Genomic DNA, 23,243 nt, shown 5'->3' with positions numbered 1-23,243 from the left:
TGGTGATTCATCGGGTGATGACATGACTTGCATGGTTGCGAGTCAGTGATTTGCTTTGATTGGTTGTGACTATATTACCCGTCATTGTGATTATCAATGATTGTGGTGATTGTTTTGTGAGATTAATTGCGGCATATCACAATCAAGAGATGAGTACATTTTTAAGTGTTTGTATTTATTGGATTTACTTATTTATTGCCTATTTTTATGGATTTATTGAATCCTTTCATGCAGCTTTGAGTACCCTTTTAACCGAAATTTTACATCCAGATGGTGGAAAAAAGAGATTCTCTCGACCTCGATCTTCATCACAATAAATCACGGTGTGATTATGTATGATTATTTTGGATTTGATAGTGAGTGGTGGCAGTTGAATCTGCTCGCGGGGCGTCAGGTAAAGCAATGCCCATATGAATGGTGAGATGTCCGCACCAATCCAATAGCCATGAGTTGTCCTCATCTGGACGGAGCATAAATATGGAAACCCTCTACAACGCTTTTTACATCTTTTACAGTCAGGTGATGACCAAGGCACCCCTGCTGTTGGGGCTGGTGACCTGTATTGGCTACCTGTTGCTCAAGCAGGATGGCACGACGGTCGTCAAGGGCACTGTGAAGACCATCGTCGGTTTCATGCTGGTGCAGGTGGGCGCCAGTACGCTGGTGGCAGGCTTCAAGCCGGTGGTGGACAAAATTGCGGAATATCATCACCTCACCGGTTCAGTGATTGATCCCTACACCACCATGATGGCGACCATGGAAACCATGGGAGAGAACTACTCCTGGGTCGGATATGCTGTATTGCTGGCCCTTGCCCTCAATATTCTGCTGGTGTTGCTGCGGCGCTATACCGGGATCCGCACCATCATGCTGACCGGCCACATAATGTTTCAGCAGGTAGGTCTGATCGCGGTCTTCTATATGGTGATGGGGGCCTCGATGTGGGAAACCATCCTCTATTCCGCCGTCATCATGGCGCTCTATTGGGGGATCTCCTCCAACATCATGTTCAAGCCTACTCAGGAAGTGACAGGCGGGGCGGGGTTCTCCATCGGCCACCAGCAACAGGTCGCTTCCTGGATTGCCACCAAGGTGGCTCCGAAACTGGGCAATAAAGAAGAGAGCGTCGATCACCTGAAGCTGCCAAAGTGGCTGCACATCTTCCACGACAGCATCACGGCGACCGCCATCGTGATGACCATCTTCTTCGGTATCATCCTGCTCTCGTTTGGCCTCGATAATCTGCAACAGATGGCGGGTCAGACTCACTGGTCCATCTACATTCTCGAGACCGGTCTCAAGTTTGCGGTCGCTATTCAGGTCATCGTGGTGGGGGTGCGGATGTTCGTTGCCGAACTCTCCGAGGCCTTCAAGGGGATCTCCGAACGGGTCATTCCCAACGCCGTCCTGGCAATCGATTGCGCCGCTATCTACGCCTACTCGCCGAATGCCATGGTCTTTGGCTTCATGTGGGGGGCTATCGGTCAGTTCCTTGCTGTGCTTGCCCTGCTGGCATTCCAGGCGCCCATCATGATTATCCCGGGCTTCATTCCCATGTTCTTCTCCAACGCCACCATAGGGGTGTTCGCCAACCACTTTGGCGGCTGGCGAGCGGTGATGAAGATCTGCTTCGTCATGGGGATCATCGAGGTACTGGGTTCTGCCTGGGCTATCCACCTGTTCGCTGTCAATGGCACCAGCTTCAATGGCTGGATGGGGATGGCTGACTGGGCGCTGGTATTCCCGGTGATCATGCAGGGCCTCTCGTTATCTTCCCTGTTCTTCGTGGTGTTACTGGCTGGCGCCGGGCTCTATATGTACTTCGCTTCCCGCACCCTGCGGATGGAAGAGGATATGGCCGTCCCGAGTGCCGCCGCGGCAGAAGATGAGACCGATCTGCCAGCCTCGCCAGTCGAGAGTGCCAAAGGGGGGCATGCAGTGCGGATCCTGGCGGTATGCGGCAACGGTCAGGGTTCCTCCATGATGATGAAGATGAAGATCGGCAAGTTTCTCGAGCAGCGTGGTGTGCCTCATGTCATGGACTCCTGCGCCGTTGCTGATTACAAAACCAAGCTGCAGACCACCGACATCATCGTCTCTTCCAAGCATCTTGCCGGTGAGATGAGCCCCGGTGAGGGCAAATTCGTGCTGGGCGTACAGAACATGCTCAACCCCAATTCGTTTGGTGATGAACTGCTGGGCATCATCAAGAACAACTTTGCAAATTAAGCCGATGAGCCTCGCTGCACTCGGCAGCGGGCAAGGAGAACAAGATGAAATTCAAACAATCTCTGATGGAAAACAACTCTGTATTGCTCAACTCGGCCGCCAGCGACTGGCGCAGTGCCATCAAGCTGGGTACTGACATGCTGATCCGCTCCGGTGCCGTGGAGTCTCGCTACCACGATGCGATCATCGGCAGCATTGAAAAAATGGGGCCCTATATCGTGATTGCTCCCCAGTTTGCGATGCCCCATGCGAGGCCGGAGGATGGAGTCAATCGCACGGCGTTTGCACTGGTCACCCTGACCACGCCGGTGAAATTTGAAGGGGAAGAGGAGCCGGTGGACGTGCTGGTAACGCTGGCGGGCAGCACCTCGGATGAACACATGGAGGGGCTGATGGAGGTGACTCAGGTGCTGGAGGATGAAAACAGCGAGAGCGGGATCAACCTCGACAAGCTGCGAGCGTGCCAAAGCACGGCAGATGTATTCAACGTCATTGATCAGGCGCTGGCGCAAGTGGTCTGAGGCACCCAACGGGGTTCCGCAAGGGGCCCAGGAGAACGAAATGTACAACTCATTGAAAGAGGCGGTACTGGAGGCCAACCTGCTGTTGCCCCGGTACGGTCTGGTTACCCTGACCTGGGGCAATGTATCCCAGATTGATCGCAGCCTAGGCGTGGTGGCCATCAAGCCATCGGGGGTCTCTTACGACAATATGACCGTTGACGATATCGTGGTAGTTGATTTGGCAGGCCAGATCGTTGATGGGCATTTATCCCCGTCCAGTGACACCGCAACTCATCTGGTTTTATATAAAGCGTTTAAAGGCATTTCCGGTATTGTGCACACCCATTCCCGTCATGGCACTATTTGGGCGCAAGCAGGAATGGATATTCCCGCCTTGGGTACCACCCATGCCGATTATTTCTATGGCGATATTCCCTGCACCCGTCCGCTGACTGAAGATGAAATCCGCATTGATTATGAAAAAAATACCGGCAAGGTCATTGTCGAAGAATTTCAGCGACGGGATCTGGATCCGCAGGCCTTGCCAGGCGTGGTCATCACCGGTCATGCCCCCTTCTGCTGGGGCAAGAGTGCGGTGGATGCGGTGCACAATGCGCTGGTGCTGGAGGAGGTCGCTACCATGGCGCTGGCAACCAGAGCGTTGAACCCGGCCATCCATATTACGCAGGAGTTGTCTGATAAACACTACTTCAGAAAGCATGGTGAGAATGCCTATTACGGCCAGCGTTAATTAGTTGGCCCATTATTTAAATTACCCATCTATTTATATTAGTGACATCAGGTTACGGCCCTTTATCGACTTTAAATTAATGGGCCAATCAATTAAGCCAAGGTTTTAAATTGAGGAAATATAGTATGACCAAACCAATGTTACAGATTGCTCTGGATTCTACCGATCTTGCTACCGCCGTGGATATTGCCGATCGCGTTGCCGGTTATGTCGAGGTGATCGAGGTCGGCACTATTCTGGCCTTTGCGGAAGGCATGTCTGCGGTACGTACCATGCGCGAGCGTCATCCTGATCACATTATCGTGTGTGATATGAAGACCACAGATGGTGGTGCCATTCTGGCTCACATGGCCTTCTCGGCCGGAGCTGACTGGATCACGGTATCGGCTGCCGCACATGTCGCTACCATTGCTGCCTGCAAGAAAGTCGCGGACGAGTTTGGTGGGGAGAGCCAGATCGAGATCTATGGCAACTGGACGCTGGATGATGCCAAACAGTGGGCCGATATGGGGATCACCCAGGCTATCTATCACCGTTCGCGGGATGCCGAGCTGGCCGGGGTCAGCTGGACGCAGGCCGATTTGAGCAAGATGCGGGCACTCTCCGAGCTGGGGCTGGAACTGTCGATCACCGGCGGTATCGTGCCGGAAGATATCCATCTGTTTGAAGGGATTAGGGCCAAGACCTTTATCGCCGGACGTGCACTGGCCTCAGAAAGCGGTCAGGCAACTGCTGAAGCGTTGCGCCGCGAGATAAACAAATATTGGTAACAGGAGCAGGTTATTAGCGAATAAAGGCCCCGAAAATACTCCGGGGCCTTGTCGCAGCAGGGGTTAGATCCGCCCCTGATAGCGCAGGGGAAAGCGGCCCTGACTGTCGGGCTGGCCGAGGAAGGGAAGCCCCTGTTGCATCTGCGGTGGCAGTGCCGGGCCCGGTTTCAGGGTGCCCTGGAACAGGTATTGGCCATTAGGTTGCAGCTCGAGGCGACCCATGGTCTGCACCGCATCCGAGCCCTGCTTGAGTTCGGCCACCAGTTTGGAGTCGAGGCAGGTGAGTTTCAGCTCGGGGTCAGCCAGATCCAGCTTGCCCGCCGGGGTATCGGCGCTGGCGTTGTACCAGTCGAGGTTGCCGTAGAGGTTGTCACACCAGGGGTTGCCCTGGGCAAACTGCTCCACTTTGAGCTGCAGCTGACCGGTGACGGTAAGCGGGATCGGCAGGCGTATCGGCACCCGGCTCAGCAACCAGGGAGCGGGGGCGTTAAGGGTCAGGTCACGGCCGAAGGCGGCGCCATTCCAGCCGACAACGCCCTGACCGTTCAGCCCGTTGCGATCGCCAAAGCGTATGGCCACTTCGGGGGCGAAGCGCAGCAGCGACCAGCCGTTGAAATCCCAGCGCAGCTGGTTCACCGATTCGCTGGCATATTGCAGTCGGGCGATCTGGCCACTCCAGAGGGTGCCGCTCACCCCTTCCAGTTTCAGCAGGTTGGCAACGTTGGCAGGCAGCGGCAGATGGCGCGCCACCAGCGCCGCGGGCAGGGTCGCCAGCAGGAAGACGAAGTAGGCTGCCAGAAACAGGCTGGCAATCAGGATGCGTTTTTTCATTGGGGACGACTCAACTGCAAACGTCTGACCTTGACCAGACCCGGGGCCAGATCCTCGCGGGCGATCTCGATGATTTGAACCTGAATACCGTGCTGCTCCACCAGCGTGGAGAGCCAGAGCAGCAAGTCATCGAACTGGACCGTGTCGATCCACACTTGCAGCTCCTGCGCCTGGGGTTGCAGCCGGGCAATCTTGATCTTGTGGTTGAAGGCGGTGCGGTTGACCACCCCTTCCAGGGTGCCGCTGGTGTCGATCTGGCGACCCGATCCACCCTGCATGGCCAGCACCTCTTCACCCTTCTCCTTGAGCCAGGCGAGAGTCTGCTGCTGGTTCTGCACCTGCCGCTCCCGCTCTGCGATGCGGTTGGCGATGGGCTGCCAGACGCTCCAGTAGAAGAGACCGACCAGCAGCAGAACGCTGCCTGCGACCACCAGCCGCTGTTCCCGTGCGGTGATGCCGTGCCACCAGCTCTGCAATTTTTCCATCATGATGATTTACCCTTGAGCACCAGTGCGCCCTCTACCTTGCCCTCGGTGCTGCGCACCTCGCCTTGCTGTACCTCGAATTGCTTGCCAGCCAGCTCACGGAACCGCTCGATCTCGGCAAAGCCTGGGGCGGTCACCTGCAGCCTCAGCTCGCGGCGACTGGCATCAAAGCGCACCACCTGTGGTTTCAGACCGGGGACTTCGGCAAAGGTGGGGGCAAGCTCGGTGAGCATCAGCAGCACGCCGTTTTGCGGGGCTTGTCCCATCTGTTGCAGATGCTGGTTCATCTGGCTGCGCACGTTCACGATGCGGCTCTCACCCGGGAAGATGCGGGTATAGACGGCACGGATCTCCGCTTTCAGTGCCTTGTCCTGCTCGGTGAGCTGATAGAGCTGCACCCCGCGCTGGCCGAGGGCCACCAGCACCAACAGACCGGCGGTGATGGCTACCTTGCGCCACTGCAACCAGTAGCGGGCATATTCGGTCTGCGGCCGATAGGGGCCGGTCAGCAGGTTGGCCCGGCAGGTGAGGGCCCCTTTGGCCAGCAGCAGCATGGGGAGTTCGGGCTCCGCCGCCTGCCAGTTGGCGGCGGCAATGGCGGGCTCCGGGGTGTGGCTGTGGATGGTGACCGGCTCCGCTTCAGTCGCCAGCAAAATAGCCAGCAGCGGTTCGTCGGCGACGATCCCCTGACAGGGGCCCTGGCGTACCAGCCACTCGCTGCCGAGTTGCAGGGCTGACCAGCCATCAGCGGCCTGTGGCAGCGCCAGCACATCGGGCAGCAGTTGCAGGCTCTTGAGGCCAGCGGCATCGAGCCAGCCGAGCCACTCGGCCATCTTCTGCCGATCCACCGCCATCAGGTCGACCTGTTGACCTTCGTGGGCCAGCACCACCAGATGGAGCTCGTCCACGTCGGAGGCGATCTGCTCCTCCAGCAGATAGGGGAGGGCCGCCGCCGACTGGCGGTTGTAGCGACCCGGCAGGGTGACGCGCCGGAAGATCAGATCGCTGCCCGGCACCAGGGTGACTACGGGGCGGCCACCGGCCCGCTCCTGCAGCTCGCTCAGGGCATCGGCCGAAGGTAGGGTGCCGGAGGCGATGATCTCCTGCTCCTGACCGGACCAGACCAGCCAGGCCACGGGTTGTTGTTTATTGGTCCCCAGTCGGATGACCAGACTTTCGCTCACGCATCTCTCTCCTGCGATACCGGTTTGCAAAGGGCGTTGTGCGCCCTGGCAACCGGTGCGCAGCCCGCAGGCTGCATCCAACATCTCTCGAACCCGCGGGCGAGGGCCCGCAGATGCGCTGTTTATTCGGCGCCACTACTGAGGCGGCGCAACATCACCAGTTTATTATCCTTGCCCCGCTGGAACAGGGTTTCGAGCCAGGCCCGGTTATCGCCGACCTCGGCCACGACTCGGGCTTCGAAGAAGTCGCTTTTCACCACCAGCGCCTCTTTCAGTCCTTTCACCGAATCGACCGGAGCGAGCATGTCCGTCATCAGCTTGCTCTCTTTCCACCCCTTCTGTGGCCGCTCGTTCAGCACCCGCTTGGCGTCATCCAGCCCGATAGTACCCAGATAGAGGGCGACCAGCAGCTCGGGGCGCTGGGGGGCAAGGGTATTGATATTGATCTTCAACTTGTCGTTGGGCAGGGTGCAGACATAGGGTGCCAGTTTGGCATAGACCCTGGCCGTCACCCCGCGCACCGCCCGCAGCTCATCCTTGCCCAGCATCCACTGATTGGCGGTCAGATAGGGGGGCTTGAGCCCCTCGTAATAGGCGTCCTCGGCGCCAAGGCTGGAGACCAGCACCGTATCCTTGTCAGTCCAGTCGCGGATGGCATCGGTGAGCTGGGCCGCCTCGTAATCATCCATCACCAGCTGCTTGAGCAGTTCGCGAAACACTTGCACCGGATAGGGCTGCTGCGCCAGCTCCTCGCCGCTCCCCCCCTTGGAGGCCACGCTCAGGCTGTTGAGGTTGAAGCAGGATTGCAGGTCGGTCACCTCGCCCTTGAGCTGGCCATCGTCCACCGGAAATACAGTGTTCTTGCGGGCCCAGTTCTGGCTGAGGTTGACCACCTCGGGGTTGTCCTTGAAATCCTGCGTCAGCACCTTGCTCACCAGCGCTTCTGCCGAGAGGGCGTACCACCACGCCTGTTTGCCGGTGGTGATGTTGGCGGTGCGGCGCAGCTCAAGCTGCAGGCGGCCGCTCATATTGCTGGCGATGATCACCATCACCGAGAGGATCAGCAGCACCACCAGCAGCGCCATGCCGCGCTGGCGACCGGGAGCGGCGAGATTAGCCCGCATTGGCGCCCCCTCCGTTCTGGCTGTCACCATTACCGCCATTGGTATTGCCGTTGCCGCCGTTGTTCCCGTTGTTGTTGCCACCTTGGTCGGGGTTGCTGCTCTGGCTGTTCTCTTCGGCGCGCTGGCCACCGGCACCTATCAGGAACTGGCGGCGAATGGTGCCGTAATCTTCCAGATCCAGCTCCACTGCCAGCCCGTGGGGCAGCACGCTGCGCTGGGTCCACTCCTCTTTCCAGTTGCCCTTGTCGAAGAAGTAGAGGCGAAACGCCGTGACCCCCGCCAGCACCGGCTGGATGCGCGGCTCGGTGCCGATCACCGGATCCGGATAGAGATAGCTCAGGCGCTCCAACTTCTGATCCTTGAGGCGCCAGCCGACCCGCTGCAGATGGGAGCGGGGCAGCATGCCATCTGGGTTGAGCCAGCCGCTGCGCATAAAAGCCATGCCCCAGTCATCGCTCTGCTGGCCGAACCGGGAGGCCGCCAGCAGCACCTTGTTGTTCTCCCCCTCGATGCGACCGCTGCGCGGCACCATCTGGGTGATGTCTCGCTCCAGCAGGGTGAAGGCGAGCTGCAATTCGTTGAGGCGGGCCTCCTTGCGCTTGGCTACCTCGTCGCTGGTGAGCACCCCCTGCAGCACCTGATAGGCGCCCATGCTGAGAGTCGCGAAGATGGCGATCGCCACCAGCATTTCGAGCAGGGTGAAACCGGCGTGACGGACGGGGCGAGGCGTGCGGGCAACGTGCTGGGTCATCGGCTGATATAGGTCCGCATCATGGCGACCGGGTTCTCGGCCTTGGCCTCGGTGCGCACTTCCATATCGAGCGCCCGGAAGTTGTTGTCGGCGGTGGCGACACCGCGATAGCGCCAGTACCAGGTGCTGCCCGCCATCTGCTCATCCCCTTCCACCCAGCTGTCGCCGGGCCACTTGTTCTCGAGCTTCTGTTGCACCAACTGGTTCTCCACCACCCAGGTGGCGAGTGTCTTCTGCTCCAGATAGTTGAGGGCCGAGAGGTGTTCGCTGGCGGTTTTCATTACCGCGAGACCCGCGATGGCAAAGACGGCCAGTGCGACCATGACTTCAAGTAGTGTCATGCCCCGGGCTTTCATTCGCTCACCTCTTCATCTTCATCGCCGGTGAGCAGGGTGAGGCGGCCGAACTCATCCCCCTTGACGATGCGGGTGTAGCGGGCATCCTCATCCTGCTGGGTGAAGGTGAGCACGAACGGGCTCTGCTCGCCGCCCGGGAAAATAAGTAACTGTGGCGTGCGCTCCTTCTCGTCGCGCTTCTGTTCGGTTTTCTCGTCGGAGTCCGGCTGCCAGCCAAAGCCTTCCAGCTCCAGTGCCAGCGTCATGTTCTCGGCCAGTTGTACCGGCCCAAGTTGCTTGTCGCCAGTCAGGGCCAGCCACTTGCGATCCTTGGCCTGACGCTGCATAAACTGCCAGCCGTTATCCTCGATACGAATGCCCACCAGCCGACCATCCATCACCGCATACTCCTGCGCCAGCTGCAGGGTCGCCATCAGGCGGCGCGCCTGCTTGTCCAGCTCCCGATCCCCTCTGGCGCCTCCCATGCTGAGGGTGACGGCGGTAGCCACCAGCCCCATCAGCATGGCGACCAGCAACACTTCCAGCAGAGTAAAGCCGGATTGGCGATGAAAGGAGAGAGACCGCTTCATGCAGTCAGCTCACAAGGAGTGCGGTGGCGGCACATCACTTATTGGAAATCCTTCAGGTTCCAGTTGCCGATGTCGTCATCGGTACCGGCTTCACCATCCAGACCCATGGAGAAGATGTCGATCTTGCCGAACTGGCCCGGGCTCAGCAGCTGGTACGGGTTGCCCCAGGGATCTTGCGGCAGGCGCTTGATGTAGCCGCCATCGCGGTAGCTGCGCGGCGCCGGATCGATAGAAGGCTTGGTCACCAGCGCGTCCAGACCCTGTTCTGTGGTCGGGTAGCGGTTGTTGTCCAGCTTGTACATGTCGAGGGCGTTTTCCAGCGCCACGATATCGGAGACCGCTTTCTGCTGGTCAGCCTTCTCCTTGTTGCCCATCAGGTTGGGCACCACCAGACTGGCCAGAATGCCGAGGATCACGATGACCACCATGACTTCCAGCAGGGTAAAACCGGATTGACGACGTTTGTTCATGAGTTGCTCCGTAACGAATGAGATGGGATAGCCCATCAGAGAGTGATCACTGGGTGGGTTCGACGGGCCGCCAGCGGCGCCACCGAACACCGGAAACTTACATATTCACCATATTGTTGAGCTCGAGGATCGGCTGCAGGATCGACATCACGATAAACAGCACCACCCCGGCCATGGAGACCACCAGCATGGGTTCGAACACCCCGAGGGCGATATTGACCTGGGATTCAAACTCCCGATCCTGGTTGTCCGCCGCCCGCTCCAGCATGCTGTCGAGCTCGCCGCTCTGCTCGCCGGAGGCGATCATGTGCAGCATCATGGGCGGGAAAATCTTGGTCTCGGTCAGCGACTTGCGCAGACTGGTCCCCTCGCGCACCCGTTCGGCGGCCTCGAGAATGCGCATTCTGGCAAAGTCGTTGGAGAGCACTTCGCCGGCGATCTTCATCCCCTCCAGCAGCGGCACCGCGCTGGCGTTGAGGATGCTTAACGTGCGGGCGAAGCGGGCGGTGTTGAGACCGCGACTGACCCGGCCAATCACCGGCAGGCCGAGCAGCACCTGATGCCAGCGTCGGCGACGCTTTTCATCGGTGAGCCACCAGCGCCAGACAAAGCTGCCAAGGAAGATCAGCAGCAGGAACCAGAGGCCGTAGGCCTGCATCAGTTCGCTGGTACCGATGAGAAAGCGGGTGGTGCCCGGCAGCTGCTGGCCCATGTGTTCAAACTGGGCCACCACCTTGGGTACCACCGCGGTGAGCAGGATCGAGATAACCCCGATGGCGACACAGGTGAGCACGATGGGGTAGATCATCGCCTGCAGCAGCTTGGTGCGCATATGCTGGCGCTGCTCGGTGTAGTCGGCGAGGCGGTTGAGCACCTTCTCCAGATGGCCCGATTTTTCACCGGCCGCCACCATGGAGCGAAACAGCTGGTCGAATACATGGGGAAAGGCCCCCAGCGAGTCGGCCAGCGAATAACCTTCCACCACCTTGCTGCGCACGGTCGCCACCAGAGAGCGCAAGTGGGCTTTTTCGCACTGCTCGGCCACCGCCTTGAGCGCCTCTTCGATGGTGAGACCGGCGCCGACCAGGGTCGCCAGCTGGCGAGTGATGAGGGCAAGCTCGGCGGTGCTGGCACCGCGCCGAAACAGGGCGAAGCGGGTCGCTTCCCGTTTCGCCTTCTCGGTGGTCTCGTTCACCTCGAGGGGAGTGAGCCCCTGCTCGCGCAGCAACTGGCGTACCTGACGGGCCGAGTCGCCCTCCATCACACCGCTCTTGCTGCGCCCCTTGTTGTCGAGGGCCTTGTATTCGAATGCCGCCATCTCAATCTTCCCGGGTCACGCGCAGCACCTCTTCGAGGCTGGTCTGCCCCTTGAGCACCTTGTCGATGCCATCACGGCGGATGCTTGGGGTGTGGCCGCGGATCAGTCGCTCGATGGCGAGCTCGCCGCTGGCACTGTGAATGGCTTCACGCACTGCTTCGTCGATCACCACCAGCTCGTGAATGCCGGTCCGGCCACGGTAGCCGGTGTGGTTGCACAGCTCGCACCCGACCGGACGCCACACCTGCTGATCGGGGGCCAGCTCGATGCCCATGGCGAGGCGCTCCTGCTCGGTGATGGGACGCGGGGCGCGGCAATCGGGGCAGAGGGTTCGCACCAGCCGCTGGGCCAGTACCGCCAGCAAGGACGAGGAGAGCAGGAAGGGCTCGATCCCCATGTCCCGCATCCGGGTGATAGCGCCGATGGCGGTGTTGGTGTGCAGGGTCGACATCACCAGGTGACCGGTCAGCGACGCCTGTACCGCAATCTGGGCGGTTTCCAGATCTCGGATTTCCCCCACCATCACCACATCCGGATCCTGACGCAAGATGGCGCGCAGGCCGCGGGCGAAGGTCATGTCCACCTTGGTATTGACCTGGGTCTGGCCCACCCCTTCGAGGTCATATTCGATGGGGTCTTCCACCGTCAGGATGTTGCGATCCCGCGAGTTGATTTCGGAGAGCGCCGCATAGAGGGTGGTGGATTTACCGGAACCGGTCGGGCCGGTGACCAGAATAATGCCGTGGGGCTTGCGGATGAGTTCGCTGATGATGGTGCGGTTGGCCGCGGTCATCCCCAGCTGCTTGAGCTCGAGGCGTACGTTGTTCTTGTCGAGCAGACGCAGTACCACCCGCTCGCCGTAGCTGGACGGCATGGTGGAGACCCGCACATCCACCGCCCGGCCGCCGATGCGCAACGAGATGCGACCATCCTGCGGCACCCGCTTCTCGGCGATATCCATCCGCGACATCACCTTGATGCGCGACACCAGCAGTGAGGCCAGCTTGCGATGGGGGCGCAGGATCTCCCGCAGCACCCCGTCGATGCGAAAGCGGATCACCAGTGCTCGCTCAAAGGTCTCGATATGGATATCGGAGGCCTCCTCCTTGATCGCCTCGCTCAGCATGGCGTTGATGAGGCGAATGATGGGGGCGTCGTCATCGGCGTCCAGCAGATCTTCGCTTTGCGGCAGCTCTTCGGCCAGGGCGAAGAAGTCCATCTCGTTGCCGAGATCTTCCATCAGCTGGCGCGCCTCGGAGGAGTCGCGCTGGTAGTGGGCCATCAGCAGCTCTTCGAAGGCCTCGTTGTCGAGCTGCTCCACCGCGAAGCTGCAACCCGCGACCCGCCGCACCTCCAGCAGGGCCTGCGGGGTGACGCCAGGGCGGCACTGCAGCACGGGGGCGCCGTCCCGCTCAATCAGGATCACCCCGAAATTGCGGGCAAAGACAAAGGGGAGCTCGGGCAGTGGCGCAGGCCCAACGCTTCCATCCAGATGGTAGGCACTCATCAGGGTTTACTCTGCACAAACGGGGTGGTGGTTTCGACAGTGCTTTGCTGTCTGCTCCGCATCTCGTTGATCTGCTTCTGGATCTCTTTTTGCAGCTCGGGCGACACCATCACATCTTGGCCATAGGCAGGCAATACCTGACGGGCGGGGGAGGTGAGATACCCCTCCTGCGAGGCGGCATTGAGCTGCTCGGCGCGGAACAGGCTGTATTTGTTGCTGGAGACACCGGTATAGACGTCCGCATCACGCAAGATGGTTGGCCGGATAAAGACCATCAGGTTGCGCTTGGAGGTGGTGTTGGAGGTGGAGCGGAACAGATAGCCCAGCACCGGGATATCGCCAAGCAAGGGCACCTTGGAGACCTGCTCCTTGGTCTGTTCGTCCATCAAACCGCCCAGCACCACGGTTTCGCCACTTTTGACCAGCACCGCGTTCTTGACGGTACGGGTGTCGAAGGTGGGGCCAAGGTTGGCAGTGCCGGTCGCCTGGGTCTGGGCGACACTGGAGACCTCCTGCTCGATATTGAGCAGCACCGAATCCCCTTCGTTGATCTGCGGGGTCACCACCAGCTTGGTGCCCACCGTCTTGCGCTCGATGGTGTTGAACACCTGATCGCTGGTGGTGGAGCTTTGCGAACCGCTCTGGACCGGGACCTCCTGACCGACGTTGAAGGAGGCCTCCTTGTTGTCCATGGTGACGATACTCGGGGTGGAGAGAATATCGTTCTTGGTATTGGAGGCCAGCGCCGTGGCCAGCATGGCCCAGTCGCCGTGATAGAAACCGGCGGCCATGCCGTTGAACTCTTTCAGCAGACCGGCAGCGGTGTCGGTCTTGCCATTCTGGTAATCCTTGCCCGCCGCAATGGCGCTGCCGAGGGGCAGACCGGAGTTGGTGAACTGGGTGCCACCACCGTTGGCATTGCCCCACTGGACGCCAAGGGTGAGGCCGTCGCCATCCTGCATCTCGACGATGATCGCCTCCACCAGCACCTGGGCGCGGCGGATATCGAGCTTGGCCACCACCTGCTCCAGTTCGGACATCACGTCCGGCTGGGCGGTGATGACCAGCGCATTGGTGGTCTCGTCAGCGGAGATGGCCAGCTTGCCACCGCCGATGCTGGCGCCACCTGTGGTTGCGCCGCCGCCCTTCTTGTCGGCCTCGATGCTGGAGCTGACCCCCTTGAGCACCTCGACCATATCTTTGGCCTTGCCATATTTGAGGTAGAAGACCCGGGTGTTGCCCTGGCTCTGCAGGTCGCGGTCGAGCTGGCGCACCATCTGGATGATGCGGGCGCGCGCTTTCGGCTCACCACTCACCACCACAGAGTTGGTGCGCTCGTCGGCCACCACCTTGGGGGAGAGCAGCAGGGAAGCGGTGCCCCCCTGGGGATTGCCATCCTTGTTGAGGTTGGTCACCAGCCGCACCATTTCCCCCGCCGAGGCAAACTTGAGCTTGATGATGTCCACATCCTGATCGCCTGCGCGGTCGACCCGGTTCACCACTTCCACCAAGCGGTTGACCACGGCGGCGCGGCCGGTGATCAGCAGCACATTGGAGGGCTCGTAGTGCACCACGTTGCCACCGCCGGCGTTGTCGTTGAGCTGGCGCAGCAGCGGCGCCAGTTCACGGACCGAGACGTTGCGCACCGGCACGACCCGGGTCACCATCTCGTCGCCCATGCCCGGGTTGCTGCCATCCACCACCGGAATGGCGGAGGTCTTGGCATCCCGCGAGCGCAGCACCTTGAGCACCCCGTTGTCCATCGGCACCACGGCAAAGCCGTAGACGTCGAGCACGCTCAGGAAGAACTGGTAGTACTGCTCCTCATTGAGCAGGTCGTAGCTGCGCACGTTGATCTTGCCGCGTACCGATGGCTCTATGATGATGGTTTTATTGAGGTTCTTGCCCACCGTATTGATGAACTCTTCAATGTCGGCGTTCTTGAAACTGGCAGAGTATTCGGTGGCCCAGGCTGAGCCCGCCATCATCAGTGCCGCTGCGATAGTGGCCAGACGCCAGCTTTTCCCTTTAGTGGTCATTATTGGTACGACTCCAAATCATTATTCTGACAAGCGCACATAGATGTCGAACTGTTCGCCCTGTCGCTCGACGGTCACTGTCATTTCCGTTGCGCCAGCCATCTGCTGCATTGCCTGCATGGCTTGCATGTTGTCCCGTAAATCCAGCCCGTTGATGCTGATGGCCAGGTCATTGGCCTGCAGCCCGCTCTGGTTGAAAAACTCAGGATTGCTGCCCGGATTGAGGCGATAGCCGGTCATGCGGCCATCCACCTGAACCGGTGAAATATTGAGGTAATCGGTGATCTTGCCCGGATCGGCCATCAGCTCGCTGCGCAGGGAGCCAAGGGGGGCGGTGTTGGTCTGCGGCAGCGGCTTGCCATACTCCTCGCCATCCAGCATCAGGGTTTCGTCGCGGCCATCCCGCTCGATGATCACCCGATCCGGATAGACCTGCCGGATCCGCGCCTGGGTGCCGTCAATCATGTCACCGACCCCGTAGGAGTTCTGGATGCCGGACATGGCGATGATGGCGATGGATTTGGCGGGATCCGAGCTGGCCAACACCCCGTTGAGCTGGGCATTGAGCTGGGTACGCGGCGCATTGGCGGCCACGGCGGCTTTGGCCTGTGCCTTGGGGATCGCCTTGCCAAACAGTGCCAGTCGGCTTACCTCGCCCAGTTCAAGGCGCGGGTTGCTCTGGCCGTTGACCGCCACGGCGGAGGGTTGCCACGGTTGGCTGGTTTGCGGGCTTGCCAAGGTGAGCAGACGCCAGGTGAGGGCGGCGCTCTGCTGGGCCAGCATGATCAGCAGCGCCAGAAAGGCCACCTGGGTGACTCTGGTCATGGGAAGCCGCCGGCACTGGGCCAGCAGCATGGTCAAGATGTCATCCCTGAATCGTAGCGTCATATTAATCAACAAATTCCAGGCTCTGGGGCGGCTGCGTATTGTGTACGGCGGAGTGCTGTGACACAACGGGTCCGGGCGTGCCAAACCGTAAAAATGGATATTTCATCACACCGTAAACCTTTGAATGCTCACAAAAGTGGCACTCAGGTGAGGTGCATCCTGCTTGCCAGCGAACATCAGGGTACGGTGCGTACTCATCCTCGCCAATCCTGCAGCGCCTTGAGGGTCACGCTCTGTCCGGCGACCTGCAGCACTATGTATTGCTGGTCGATGGTAGCGAGCACGACTCCCGGGGCGATTTCGCTCCCCTCCCGGTATTCCCGGCCATTGAGTACCACGGCCCGCTTGGCGGGGTTGGAGGAGAACACATGAGAGCCATAGCTCAATTGCGGCACCTGCTGGCGCACCGACTGGGGTGCCGAGCCCAGCGCCATCAACTGGGCCGGTTGCACGTTCTGGCTGGCGGCGTGTGGCGTCTCCTGCAATGGGGTTTCATTGAGGGCTTTCATCAGCTGCTCGGCCAGACTCAGCGCGGGGGTATTCCCCTGACTGGTCCCTTCGTTTTTGGCCACTGCTCTGGGTTGGGCCACCGGCTCCGGCAGGGGCGGGGGCAGTGGACGGGTCACCATCGCCTTGGGTTCGACCCGCACGAAGGGTGGAGTGATCACCTCTTTCACTTCCACCTTCTCCTCGATGGGGCGCAGGTGGAGCAGATGCCAGCCATAGTTGGCGCCCGCCCCCAGCAACAGGGCCAGGGGAGCCAGCAGCCAGCCAATGCGGCGTGGGCTGCGCTCCTCTTCCCGGGGCATGGGCAAGCCCATGGCCGGAATATGGGCGGAGAGTTGCGGTTGCTGCGCACGGCGCAGCGCCTTGAGCAGGGTAGACATCAGGAGGCCTCCTCCAGTCTGGGCATGGGTTCACCGGAGAGGGCGTTGAGACGCAGCAGGGTGTTGCTGCCAGCGATGCCATCAGGGGTGAGCCCCTGATCCCGCTGGAACTGCTGCAGCTTGTTCTTGAGCTCGCCATCGAAACGGCGCACCTTGCGTTCGGGTTGTTGCAGCGCACGGCTGAGGGCATTGTCGAGCCACTGAATCTGGGTCTGACCGGCATTGCTGGCGATCAGGCTGACGCCCCCTTTCGGCATGCGCCAGAGCAGGGTGTAGCTGCCGCCCCAGTTGTCGCTGAGCCACTGGCGATCCACCTGCCAGCTCTGGTCACCTATCATCAGGCTGGCCTTGTTCGGCCCCAGATTGACCAGGGTTGCATAGTAGAGGCCGCCAGTCTGGTCAGTGAGCGTGATCATGGCGGGATACTGCAGGGCGCGCAGCTCGTCAAGGCTTGCCTCTCCCTCCTGACAGCGCAGACCGGCACGGGGGGCGTTATCGCAGGTTGCCTCGAACGGTTCCGGTTCATAACCCCAGACCCGATAGAGATTCTGCATGGCGCTGTCGGGGTCGATGGCCTGATTGATCGCCTCGGTCAGCTGCTCCTGCTGCTCGGCGGTCTCGTCGATGGTGACCGGCACCTCGACCTTGACTACCGGACGGGAGGGGAACACGCCGAAAAATTGCCAGCCCCACCAGCCTGCGGCCACCAGCAGGGCGCCCGCCAGCGTCACCATCAGACCGGAGGCCCAGCTCCCTTCGTCCCGAACGCCATTGACCTCGAAGGCTGCCTGGCTGATATCGCTGTGGACAATCTTGTAGCTGCCACGGGCGAAAGCGGCGATCAGAGCACGGTCGCAGATGAGGTTTATGAAACGGGGGATGCCGCCACTCAGGCGATGAAGCGTCTTGATGGCGCGTGGGGTAAAGATGGGTTGTACGCAGCCTGCAACTTGCAGCCGGAAGCGGACGTAGGCATCCACATCGCTGTGAGAGAGCGGCAGCAGGTGATAGCGGGCGGTAATGCGCTGGGCCAGCTGGCGCAGCAGGGGTTGGCGCAGCATCTGTTGCAGCTCGGGCTGACCGATCAGCACTACTTGCAGCAGTTTTCGTTCGTCGGTTTCGAGGTTGGTGAGCAGGCGCAGCTGCTCCAGTACGCCGGGCAGCAGGTGCTGCGCCTCATCCACCAGTACCACGCTGCGCTTGCCTGCCGCCAGGTTGGCCAGCAGGTGATCGCGAATAAGGTCGAACAGCCGCTTGATCCCGGCATCTTCGGGATAGGGGAGTTGAAACTCGTCACAGATGGCGGCCAGCAGATCCCGTTCGGTCAGGGAGGGGTTGAGGATGTAGGCGATCTCGGTCTCGGCGGGGAGCTGTTGCAGCAGGCAGCGGGAGACGGTGGTTTTGCCGGTGCCCACTTCGCCGGTCAGCAGCACAAAGCCGCCGCCATCCTGCAATCCATAGTTGAGATGAGCAAGGGCTTCGCCGTGGCGCTCGCTCATATAGAGGTACTTGGGATTGGGCGAGATGGAAAACGGGTGTTCCGAGAGGCCGAAGAACTGTGTGTACATGAGGGTATTCTTTTGTAGCCGGCGACAGATGAAAAATGTCTCCGGATGATAGCAAACCTCGCTTTCATTGGAAGCCATCATTGGCGCCGAAGGGCAAATTGCGGCCTTTTCCTGCCATCTTGTGATCCCGGTTGCGTCATTGGCACGAACCCGGATCACAAAATGACAAAAAACAGCTGTAAATAAAGGGAAATATCAATATAGGCGCGGCGTGGCAAAGGCTGCCAGCATGGCGCTGAACCGGCAATGGCCAGACCTGTTTGTGTACAACTCATGACACCGGTTGCCCTGTCAGCCATCAGGGCAAGCTGGTCGGGATGTACTTGCTCAGTGGTGATCCTGAAACTGCGCGGCAATCTCCCTGAACTGCGCTTCGCAGGCGAGAAACGCCGCGACAATGCCGGGATCAAAATGGCTGCCGCTCCCCTTCACGATGATCTCCTTCGCGTCCTCATGGCTGAAAGCAGGTTTGTAGACCCGTTTCGAGATGAGAGCATCGTAGACATCTGCTACCGCCATCAAACGCCCGGAGAGGGGAATGTCCTCACCCGCCAGCCCTGCCGGATAGCCGCTGCCATCCCACTTCTCGTGATGGGTGAGGGAGATCTCCCGGGCCAGCCGCAGGAAGGAGTTGGAGCCTAGCTGCGCCTCGGCGCTCGCCAGCGCATCGGCGCCGATCTGCGGGTGGCGCTTCATGATGGCGAACTCCTCGTCGGTCAGCTTGCCCGGTTTGAGCAGGATGGCATCGGGAATGCCCACCTTGCCCACATCGTGCAGCGGGGCCGACTTGAACAGCAGATCGATGGTGGCGTCATCGAGCGGATAGCGATCCCAATCGCTGCGACTGAGGTATTGCGCCAGCGCCTTGACGTAGTGCTGGGTTCGGATGATATGGGCGCCGGTCTCGTTGTCCCGGGTCTCTGCCAGCGAGGCGAGGCCGAGGATGGCCACGTCGCGGGTCAGGTTGAGCTCGTCGCTGCGGGATTTCAGCTCGCCGATCATCTGATTGGTGCTGGCGGCGATAAGGCCAAACTCGTCATCCCGGGTGACCGGCACCCGGGCGTCGAAGTCACCACACTGTACTCTGGCCATGGTGCTGGTCTGCTGGCGCAGGGATAGGCCGAGATTGCGACCATAACCGTGAATAATGAGGGCGAGATAACAGAAGGTCACCGTCATTACGAAGGCGATCTCCCAGAGGATGTAGTGCTGGGCATCGACCCTCGGCAGGCTGCGCTCCACCGTCACCAGCCACTCCAGATCCTTGTTGAACAGCAAGAAGAAGACGCCCCCCAGCAGGGTGAGGGTCGCCAGGGTAAAGAGGGTGAACTTGCGTGGCAGCGGCATGGCCAGCGGGTGGCTCAGTGCCAGGCTCTGCTCGGCTTGCCGTGTTCTGGCCCGATTCCAATCCCGCTCCAGAGTCAGATCGGCCGCCACCAGAAAGCCGAGGGTGGTCATCCCCAGCAGCACCTTGAGGTGACTCTCCAGCGGGAAGTCGTGGGCCAGAGCGTTGTAGCCCGACAGCAGCAGCGCTCCCAGCAGGTAGAAACCGACCTCCAGTCCGAACCCGTCCAGCCCGTTGCGCGCCAAGGGCCGCCTTGAGAGCAGCCAATTGCGTACGGCGAACATGATGGCGAACGTCACCAGGGTCGGCCCCAGCAACTGGGGCAGGGTGAGACTCTCGAGAAACGGGCAAACCTGCCAGCCATAGAGACAAAATAGTGACAGGGTTACCCCGTAGTGCAGGGCGCAGCGCCCCGTGATCCTCTGCATATTCCCACCCATGTTGCTGGTTATTGTTATGTCGGCGGGAGGCCCGCCATTACAGGCGCCGCAGTAGCAGGCTACCTATGGAGTAGCCAGCGCCAAAGGAGCACAGTACGCCGCGAGCCCCCGCAGGAAGGTCGCGATTGTACAGATGAAACGCGATGATGGAACCCGCCGAGCTGGTATTACCATAGCTATCAAGAATGACCGGCGCCTCCTGCTGGCTGGCATCGTGACCGAGCAGCTTGCGGCCGATGAACTGGTTCATGGTGAGGTTGGCCTGATGGAGCCAGAGCCGGTTCAGGCTCTCGGCAGGCCAGCCCTGCTCATCGAGCTGGTTGGCTATCTGGTCGCACACCAGCGGCAACACCTCCTTGAACACCTTGCGCCCCTGCTGGCGAAACAGCTTGTCGTCGCCGTAGCGGGTGCGCGGGCTCAGCCGGTTCAGAAAGCCGAAGTTATTGCGGATGTTGTTTGAGTACTGGGTCACCAGCTTGCTGGCTACCAGTTGCCATGGATTGGCCGTCTTGCAATCGGTCTCCCGCTCCAGCAGCACCGCGGTGCAGGCATCGCCGAAGATAAAGTGACTATCCCGATCGCGAAAATTGAGATGCCCCGAGCAGATCTCCGGATTGACCACCAGCGCCACGTTGGCGGTGCCTGCCGCCAGCATGTCTGCGGCTGTCTTGATGCCGAAGGTGGCGGACGAGCAGGCCACGTTCATATCAAAGGCCATGCCGCTCGCCCCCAGATAGTGCTGCAGCTCGATGGCCAGCGCCGGGTAGGGGCGCGGCATGTTGGAGGCGGCGACGATCACCAGATCGATCTCTCCCGGCTCGCGACCGGCGGCGATCAGCGCCTGCTCGGCGGCGGCCACCGCCATCTCCACCATGATGGAGGGCATCTCATCGGGCCGCTCCGCCAGCAGCGGTTGCATGATATCGGGGTTGAGTACCCCTTCGCGGCTCACCAGATAACGGCTCTTGATGCCGGACGCCTTCTCGATGAACTCGCAGCTGGAGTGCTGCTTGGCGGGGAGCTGGCCGGCGTCGATGGCGGAGGCGTTCTCCTCGTTGTAGAGATCCACATACTGGTTGAAGGCGGCCACCAGCTCTTCATTGCTGACGGCAAAGGGTGGGGTATAGAGGCCTGAGCCACTGATCACGATAGAGGTCATCTTTGCTCCTCGCCGGGTGCGTTCCCGGCTTGTCGGTTTATAGGGTAGAGAGGGTTACAGCTGGTCGATCGCCGCAGCGAGACCCGCCAGAGTCAGCGGATGCATCCGTCCGCCAACCACGTCATTCATCAGTTTGATGGAGGGATGCCAGAGCCACTCCCGCCGCGGGGTGGGATTGATCCACACCAGTTTGGGAAAGTGCTGCTGCAATCGGGTAAGCCACACCTGACCCGACTCCTCGTTCCACTGCTCGACACTGCCGCCCGGCCAGGTGATCTCGTAGGGGCCCATGGTGGCATCCCCCACCAGGATAACCTTGTAGTCGCTGCCATAGGTGCGCAGCAGCCGCAGGGTATCGAACCGCTCCTCAAAGCGGCGCTTGTTATCCTTCCAGACGAAGTCGTAGAGGCAGTTGTGAAAATAGAAGTACTCCAGATGCTTGAATTCGTGGCGCAGGGCGGAGAAGAGGCGCTGCACCTCGGCCACGTGGGCATCCATGGAGCCTCCCACATCGAAGAAAACCAACAGCTTCACCCCGTTGTGGCGCTCGGGCCGCAGCTTCACATCGAGCCAGCCCTGGCGGGCAGAACTTTTTATGGTGTCGTCGAGATCCAGTTCGTCGGGATTGCCTTTGCGCACCCAGCGTCTGAGCTTGCGCAGCGCCAGCTGAATGGCACGCTGGCCGAGCGGTGAGTCCTCGCTGAAGTTGCGATAATGACGGGCCTCCCACACCTTGGCCGCCTTACCGTGCAGCCCCTCTCCACCCATGCGCACCCCCTCGGGGTGAAAACCGCCGTGGCCAAACGGGCTGCTGCCACCGGTTCCCACCCACTTGTTGCCACCGGCGTGGCGCTCTTTCTGCTCGTTCAGCCGCTGATTAAGGGTTTCCAGCAGCTTGTCGAGTCCGCCGAGGGATTTGAGCAGCGCCTTCTCCTCTGGGCTCAACAGTCGCTCGAACTCCTTGCGCAGCCACTCCTCGGGCAGGCTCTCCGGCAGCAGGGGAATGGCTTCCAGCCCCTCGTAGTATTCGGCGAAGGCGCGATCGAAGCGATCGTAGTGGGCCTCGTCTTTTACCAGTAGGCAGCGGGAGAGCTGGTAGAACTCGTCCATATCGACAGCGACCAGCCGGGCAGCCAGTGCGGCCTGCAAGTCCAGCAGTTCGCGCAGGCTGCAGGGGAGCTTGTGGCGGCGCAGGTGGGTAAAAAAGTCGATCAGCATGGGTCAGCTGCCGCGTCGGGCCAAAAAGGCGAGCTTCTCGAAGAGATGCAAATCCTGCTCGGTCTTGAGCAGAGCGCCATATAGCGCGGGCACCAGCTTGCCGGGCTCGCGGGCGCGCATCGCTTCGGGGGCGATATCGTCGGCCAAGAGTAGGCGGATCCAGTCCAGCAGCTCCGAGGTGGAGGGCTTCTTGCGCAGCCCCTCTACCTCGCGCAGCTCGAAGAAGAGCTCCATTGCCTCGCCAAGCAGGCTCTCCTTGAGGTCGGGGTAGTGGAGTTTGACGATGGCCTGCATCTCGGCCTTGTCGGGGAAGCGGATGTAGTGGAAGAAACAGCGGCGCAGGAAGGCATCCGGCAGCTCTTTTTCGTTGTTGGAGGTGATGATAACCACCGGCCGCTGGCGCGCCTTGACTCGCTCGCCGGTCTCGTAGACGTCGAACTCCATCCGATCCAGCTCCAGCAGCAGATCGTTGGGGAATTCGATGTCGGCTTTGTCGATCTCGTCGATAAGCAGCACAGGTCGCTGCTCGGCGCTGAAGGCCTGCCACAACTTGCCTTGACGAATGTAGTGGCTGATATCGGCCACTCTGGGGTCGCCGAGCTGGGAGTCGCGCAGCCGGGCCACCGCATCATATTCGTAGAGTCCCTGCTGGGCTTTGGTGGTGGACTTGATATGCCAGGCAATGAGATCGGTGCCGAGATGGTCGGCGACCGCTTCTGCCAGCACCGTCTTGCCGGTGCCCGGCTCCCCTTTGATCAGCAGCGGTTTTTCGAGGGTGATGGCGGCATTGACCGCCATCTTCAATGCATCGGAGGCGAGATACTGGCTGCTTCCTGAAAATCCCATAACGT

Annotated in this window: 21 protein-coding genes and 1 pseudogene; 4 read left to right on the top strand and 18 right to left on the bottom strand. The window is 60.6% G+C overall.

What is annotated here, in order from left to right:
- The first annotated feature begins 477 nt into the window (after positions 1-477).
- The 4 genes from ACTG2T_RS03400 (at position 478) to ACTG2T_RS03385 (ending at position 4,253) form a co-directional block, all read left to right on the top strand.
- The gene (locus ACTG2T_RS03400; protein WP_330124118.1) at positions 478-2,229 is read left to right on the top strand and encodes a PTS ascorbate-specific subunit IIBC; all 1,752 of its coding nucleotides are present in this window, start codon (positions 478-480) and stop codon (positions 2,227-2,229) included.
- A gap of 44 nt (positions 2,230-2,273) precedes the next feature.
- Positions 2,274-2,750, top strand: a complete 477-nt coding sequence (locus ACTG2T_RS03395; RefSeq protein ID WP_330124119.1) for a PTS sugar transporter subunit IIA — start codon at positions 2,274-2,276, stop codon at positions 2,748-2,750.
- Positions 2,751-2,790: 40 nt separating this feature from the next.
- Positions 2,791-3,483, top strand: coding sequence for an L-ribulose-5-phosphate 4-epimerase (locus tag ACTG2T_RS03390; protein WP_330124120.1), 693 nt, complete (start codon positions 2,791-2,793; stop codon positions 3,481-3,483).
- Between the two features lie 125 nt (positions 3,484-3,608).
- Positions 3,609-4,253, top strand: coding sequence for a 3-keto-L-gulonate-6-phosphate decarboxylase UlaD (locus ACTG2T_RS03385; protein ID WP_330124121.1), 645 nt, complete (start codon positions 3,609-3,611; stop codon positions 4,251-4,253).
- Positions 4,254-4,316: 63 nt separating this feature from the next.
- Here ACTG2T_RS03385 and exeN read toward each other — a convergent pair whose 3' ends face one another.
- From exeN to ACTG2T_RS03295, 18 genes and pseudogenes are all read right to left on the bottom strand, one after another.
- On the bottom strand, positions 4,317-5,084 hold the full coding sequence (gene exeN / locus ACTG2T_RS03380) for a GspN family type II secretion system protein ExeN (protein WP_330124122.1): 768 nt from the start codon (positions 5,082-5,084) through the stop codon (positions 4,317-4,319).
- Positions 5,081-5,572, bottom strand: coding sequence for a GspM family type II secretion system protein ExeM (gene exeM / locus ACTG2T_RS03375; RefSeq protein WP_330124123.1), 492 nt, complete (start codon positions 5,570-5,572; stop codon positions 5,081-5,083). The genes exeN and exeM overlap by 4 nt, the downstream gene beginning before the upstream one ends.
- The gene (gene exeL / locus ACTG2T_RS03370; protein WP_330124124.1) at positions 5,569-6,753 is read right to left on the bottom strand and encodes a GspL family type II secretion system protein ExeL; all 1,185 of its coding nucleotides are present in this window, start codon (positions 6,751-6,753) and stop codon (positions 5,569-5,571) included. The genes exeM and exeL overlap by 4 nt, the downstream gene beginning before the upstream one ends.
- A gap of 122 nt (positions 6,754-6,875) precedes the next feature.
- Complete coding sequence (exeK, locus tag ACTG2T_RS03365; protein WP_330124125.1) at positions 6,876-7,877, bottom strand: GspK family T2SS minor pseudopilin variant ExeK; 1,002 nt, start codon at positions 7,875-7,877, stop codon at positions 6,876-6,878.
- Between the two features lie 103 nt (positions 7,878-7,980).
- Positions 7,981-8,628 (bottom strand): annotated as a pseudogene (gene gspJ, locus ACTG2T_RS03360) (type II secretion system minor pseudopilin GspJ); the annotation flags it as partial.
- Positions 8,625-8,984, bottom strand: a complete 360-nt coding sequence (exeI, locus tag ACTG2T_RS03355) for a GspI family T2SS minor pseudopilin variant ExeI (RefSeq protein WP_021229089.1) — start codon at positions 8,982-8,984, stop codon at positions 8,625-8,627. The pseudogene gspJ and the gene exeI, both read right to left, overlap by 4 nt.
- Positions 8,981-9,553, bottom strand: a complete 573-nt coding sequence (gene exeH, locus ACTG2T_RS03350) for a GspH family T2SS minor pseudopilin variant ExeH (RefSeq protein WP_139746442.1) — start codon at positions 9,551-9,553, stop codon at positions 8,981-8,983. Before exeH ends, exeI begins: the two co-directional genes overlap by 4 nt.
- 38 nt (positions 9,554-9,591) lie before the next feature.
- Positions 9,592-10,023, bottom strand: coding sequence for a GspG family T2SS major pseudopilin variant ExeG (exeG, locus tag ACTG2T_RS03345; RefSeq protein WP_005338297.1), 432 nt, complete (start codon positions 10,021-10,023; stop codon positions 9,592-9,594).
- A 97-nt stretch (positions 10,024-10,120) separates the two neighbouring features.
- Positions 10,121-11,341, bottom strand: coding sequence for a GspF family T2SS innner membrane protein variant ExeF (exeF, locus tag ACTG2T_RS03340; protein ID WP_005347516.1), 1,221 nt, complete (start codon positions 11,339-11,341; stop codon positions 10,121-10,123).
- 1 nt (position 11,342) lies between these two features.
- Positions 11,343-12,848, bottom strand: a complete 1,506-nt coding sequence (exeE, locus tag ACTG2T_RS03335) for a GspE family T2SS ATPase variant ExeE (protein WP_005338295.1) — start codon at positions 12,846-12,848, stop codon at positions 11,343-11,345.
- Positions 12,848-14,887 (bottom strand): GspD family T2SS secretin variant ExeD, encoded by a 2,040-nt coding sequence (gene exeD / locus ACTG2T_RS03330; protein WP_064338465.1) that lies wholly within the window; start codon positions 14,885-14,887, stop codon positions 12,848-12,850. The genes exeE and exeD overlap by 1 nt, the downstream gene beginning before the upstream one ends.
- Positions 14,888-14,908: 21 nt before the next feature.
- Positions 14,909-15,742, bottom strand: coding sequence for a GspC family type II secretion system variant ExeC (gene exeC, locus ACTG2T_RS03325; RefSeq protein ID WP_129504515.1), 834 nt, complete (start codon positions 15,740-15,742; stop codon positions 14,909-14,911).
- Positions 15,743-15,969: 227 nt separating this feature from the next.
- On the bottom strand, positions 15,970-16,662 hold the full coding sequence (exeB, locus tag ACTG2T_RS03320) for a GspB family T2SS assembly factor variant ExeB (protein ID WP_201944647.1): 693 nt from the start codon (positions 16,660-16,662) through the stop codon (positions 15,970-15,972).
- Entirely contained in the window at positions 16,662-18,230 is a 1,569-nt protein-coding gene (locus ACTG2T_RS03315) for an ExeA family protein (RefSeq protein WP_236294857.1), read from the bottom strand. The genes exeB and ACTG2T_RS03315 overlap by 1 nt, the downstream gene beginning before the upstream one ends.
- A 327-nt stretch (positions 18,231-18,557) precedes the next feature.
- Positions 18,558-20,003 carry an HD domain-containing phosphohydrolase gene (locus tag ACTG2T_RS03310; protein WP_330124128.1) on the bottom strand — a complete coding sequence of 482 codons (1,446 nt, stop codon included), beginning with the start codon at positions 20,001-20,003 and terminating at the stop codon, positions 18,558-18,560.
- A gap of 49 nt (positions 20,004-20,052) precedes the next feature.
- The gene (locus ACTG2T_RS03305) at positions 20,053-21,174 is read right to left on the bottom strand and encodes a beta-ketoacyl-ACP synthase III (protein WP_330124129.1); all 1,122 of its coding nucleotides are present in this window, start codon (positions 21,172-21,174) and stop codon (positions 20,053-20,055) included.
- 54 nt (positions 21,175-21,228) lie between these two features.
- Positions 21,229-22,392, bottom strand: coding sequence for a vWA domain-containing protein (locus ACTG2T_RS03300; RefSeq protein WP_181269039.1), 1,164 nt, complete (start codon positions 22,390-22,392; stop codon positions 21,229-21,231).
- A gap of 3 nt (positions 22,393-22,395) precedes the next feature.
- Complete coding sequence (locus ACTG2T_RS03295) at positions 22,396-23,238, bottom strand: AAA family ATPase (RefSeq protein WP_005359032.1); 843 nt, start codon at positions 23,236-23,238, stop codon at positions 22,396-22,398.
- Between the last annotated feature and the right edge of the window lie 5 nt (positions 23,239-23,243).

The sequence above is a fragment of the Aeromonas sp. 75A genome (genome assembly GCF_051919425.1).
GTDB lineage: Bacteria > Pseudomonadota > Gammaproteobacteria > Enterobacterales > Aeromonadaceae > Aeromonas > Aeromonas veronii.
Note: the sequence above shows the minus strand (reverse complement) of the source record. Positions and strands in the feature narration are given on the sequence as shown.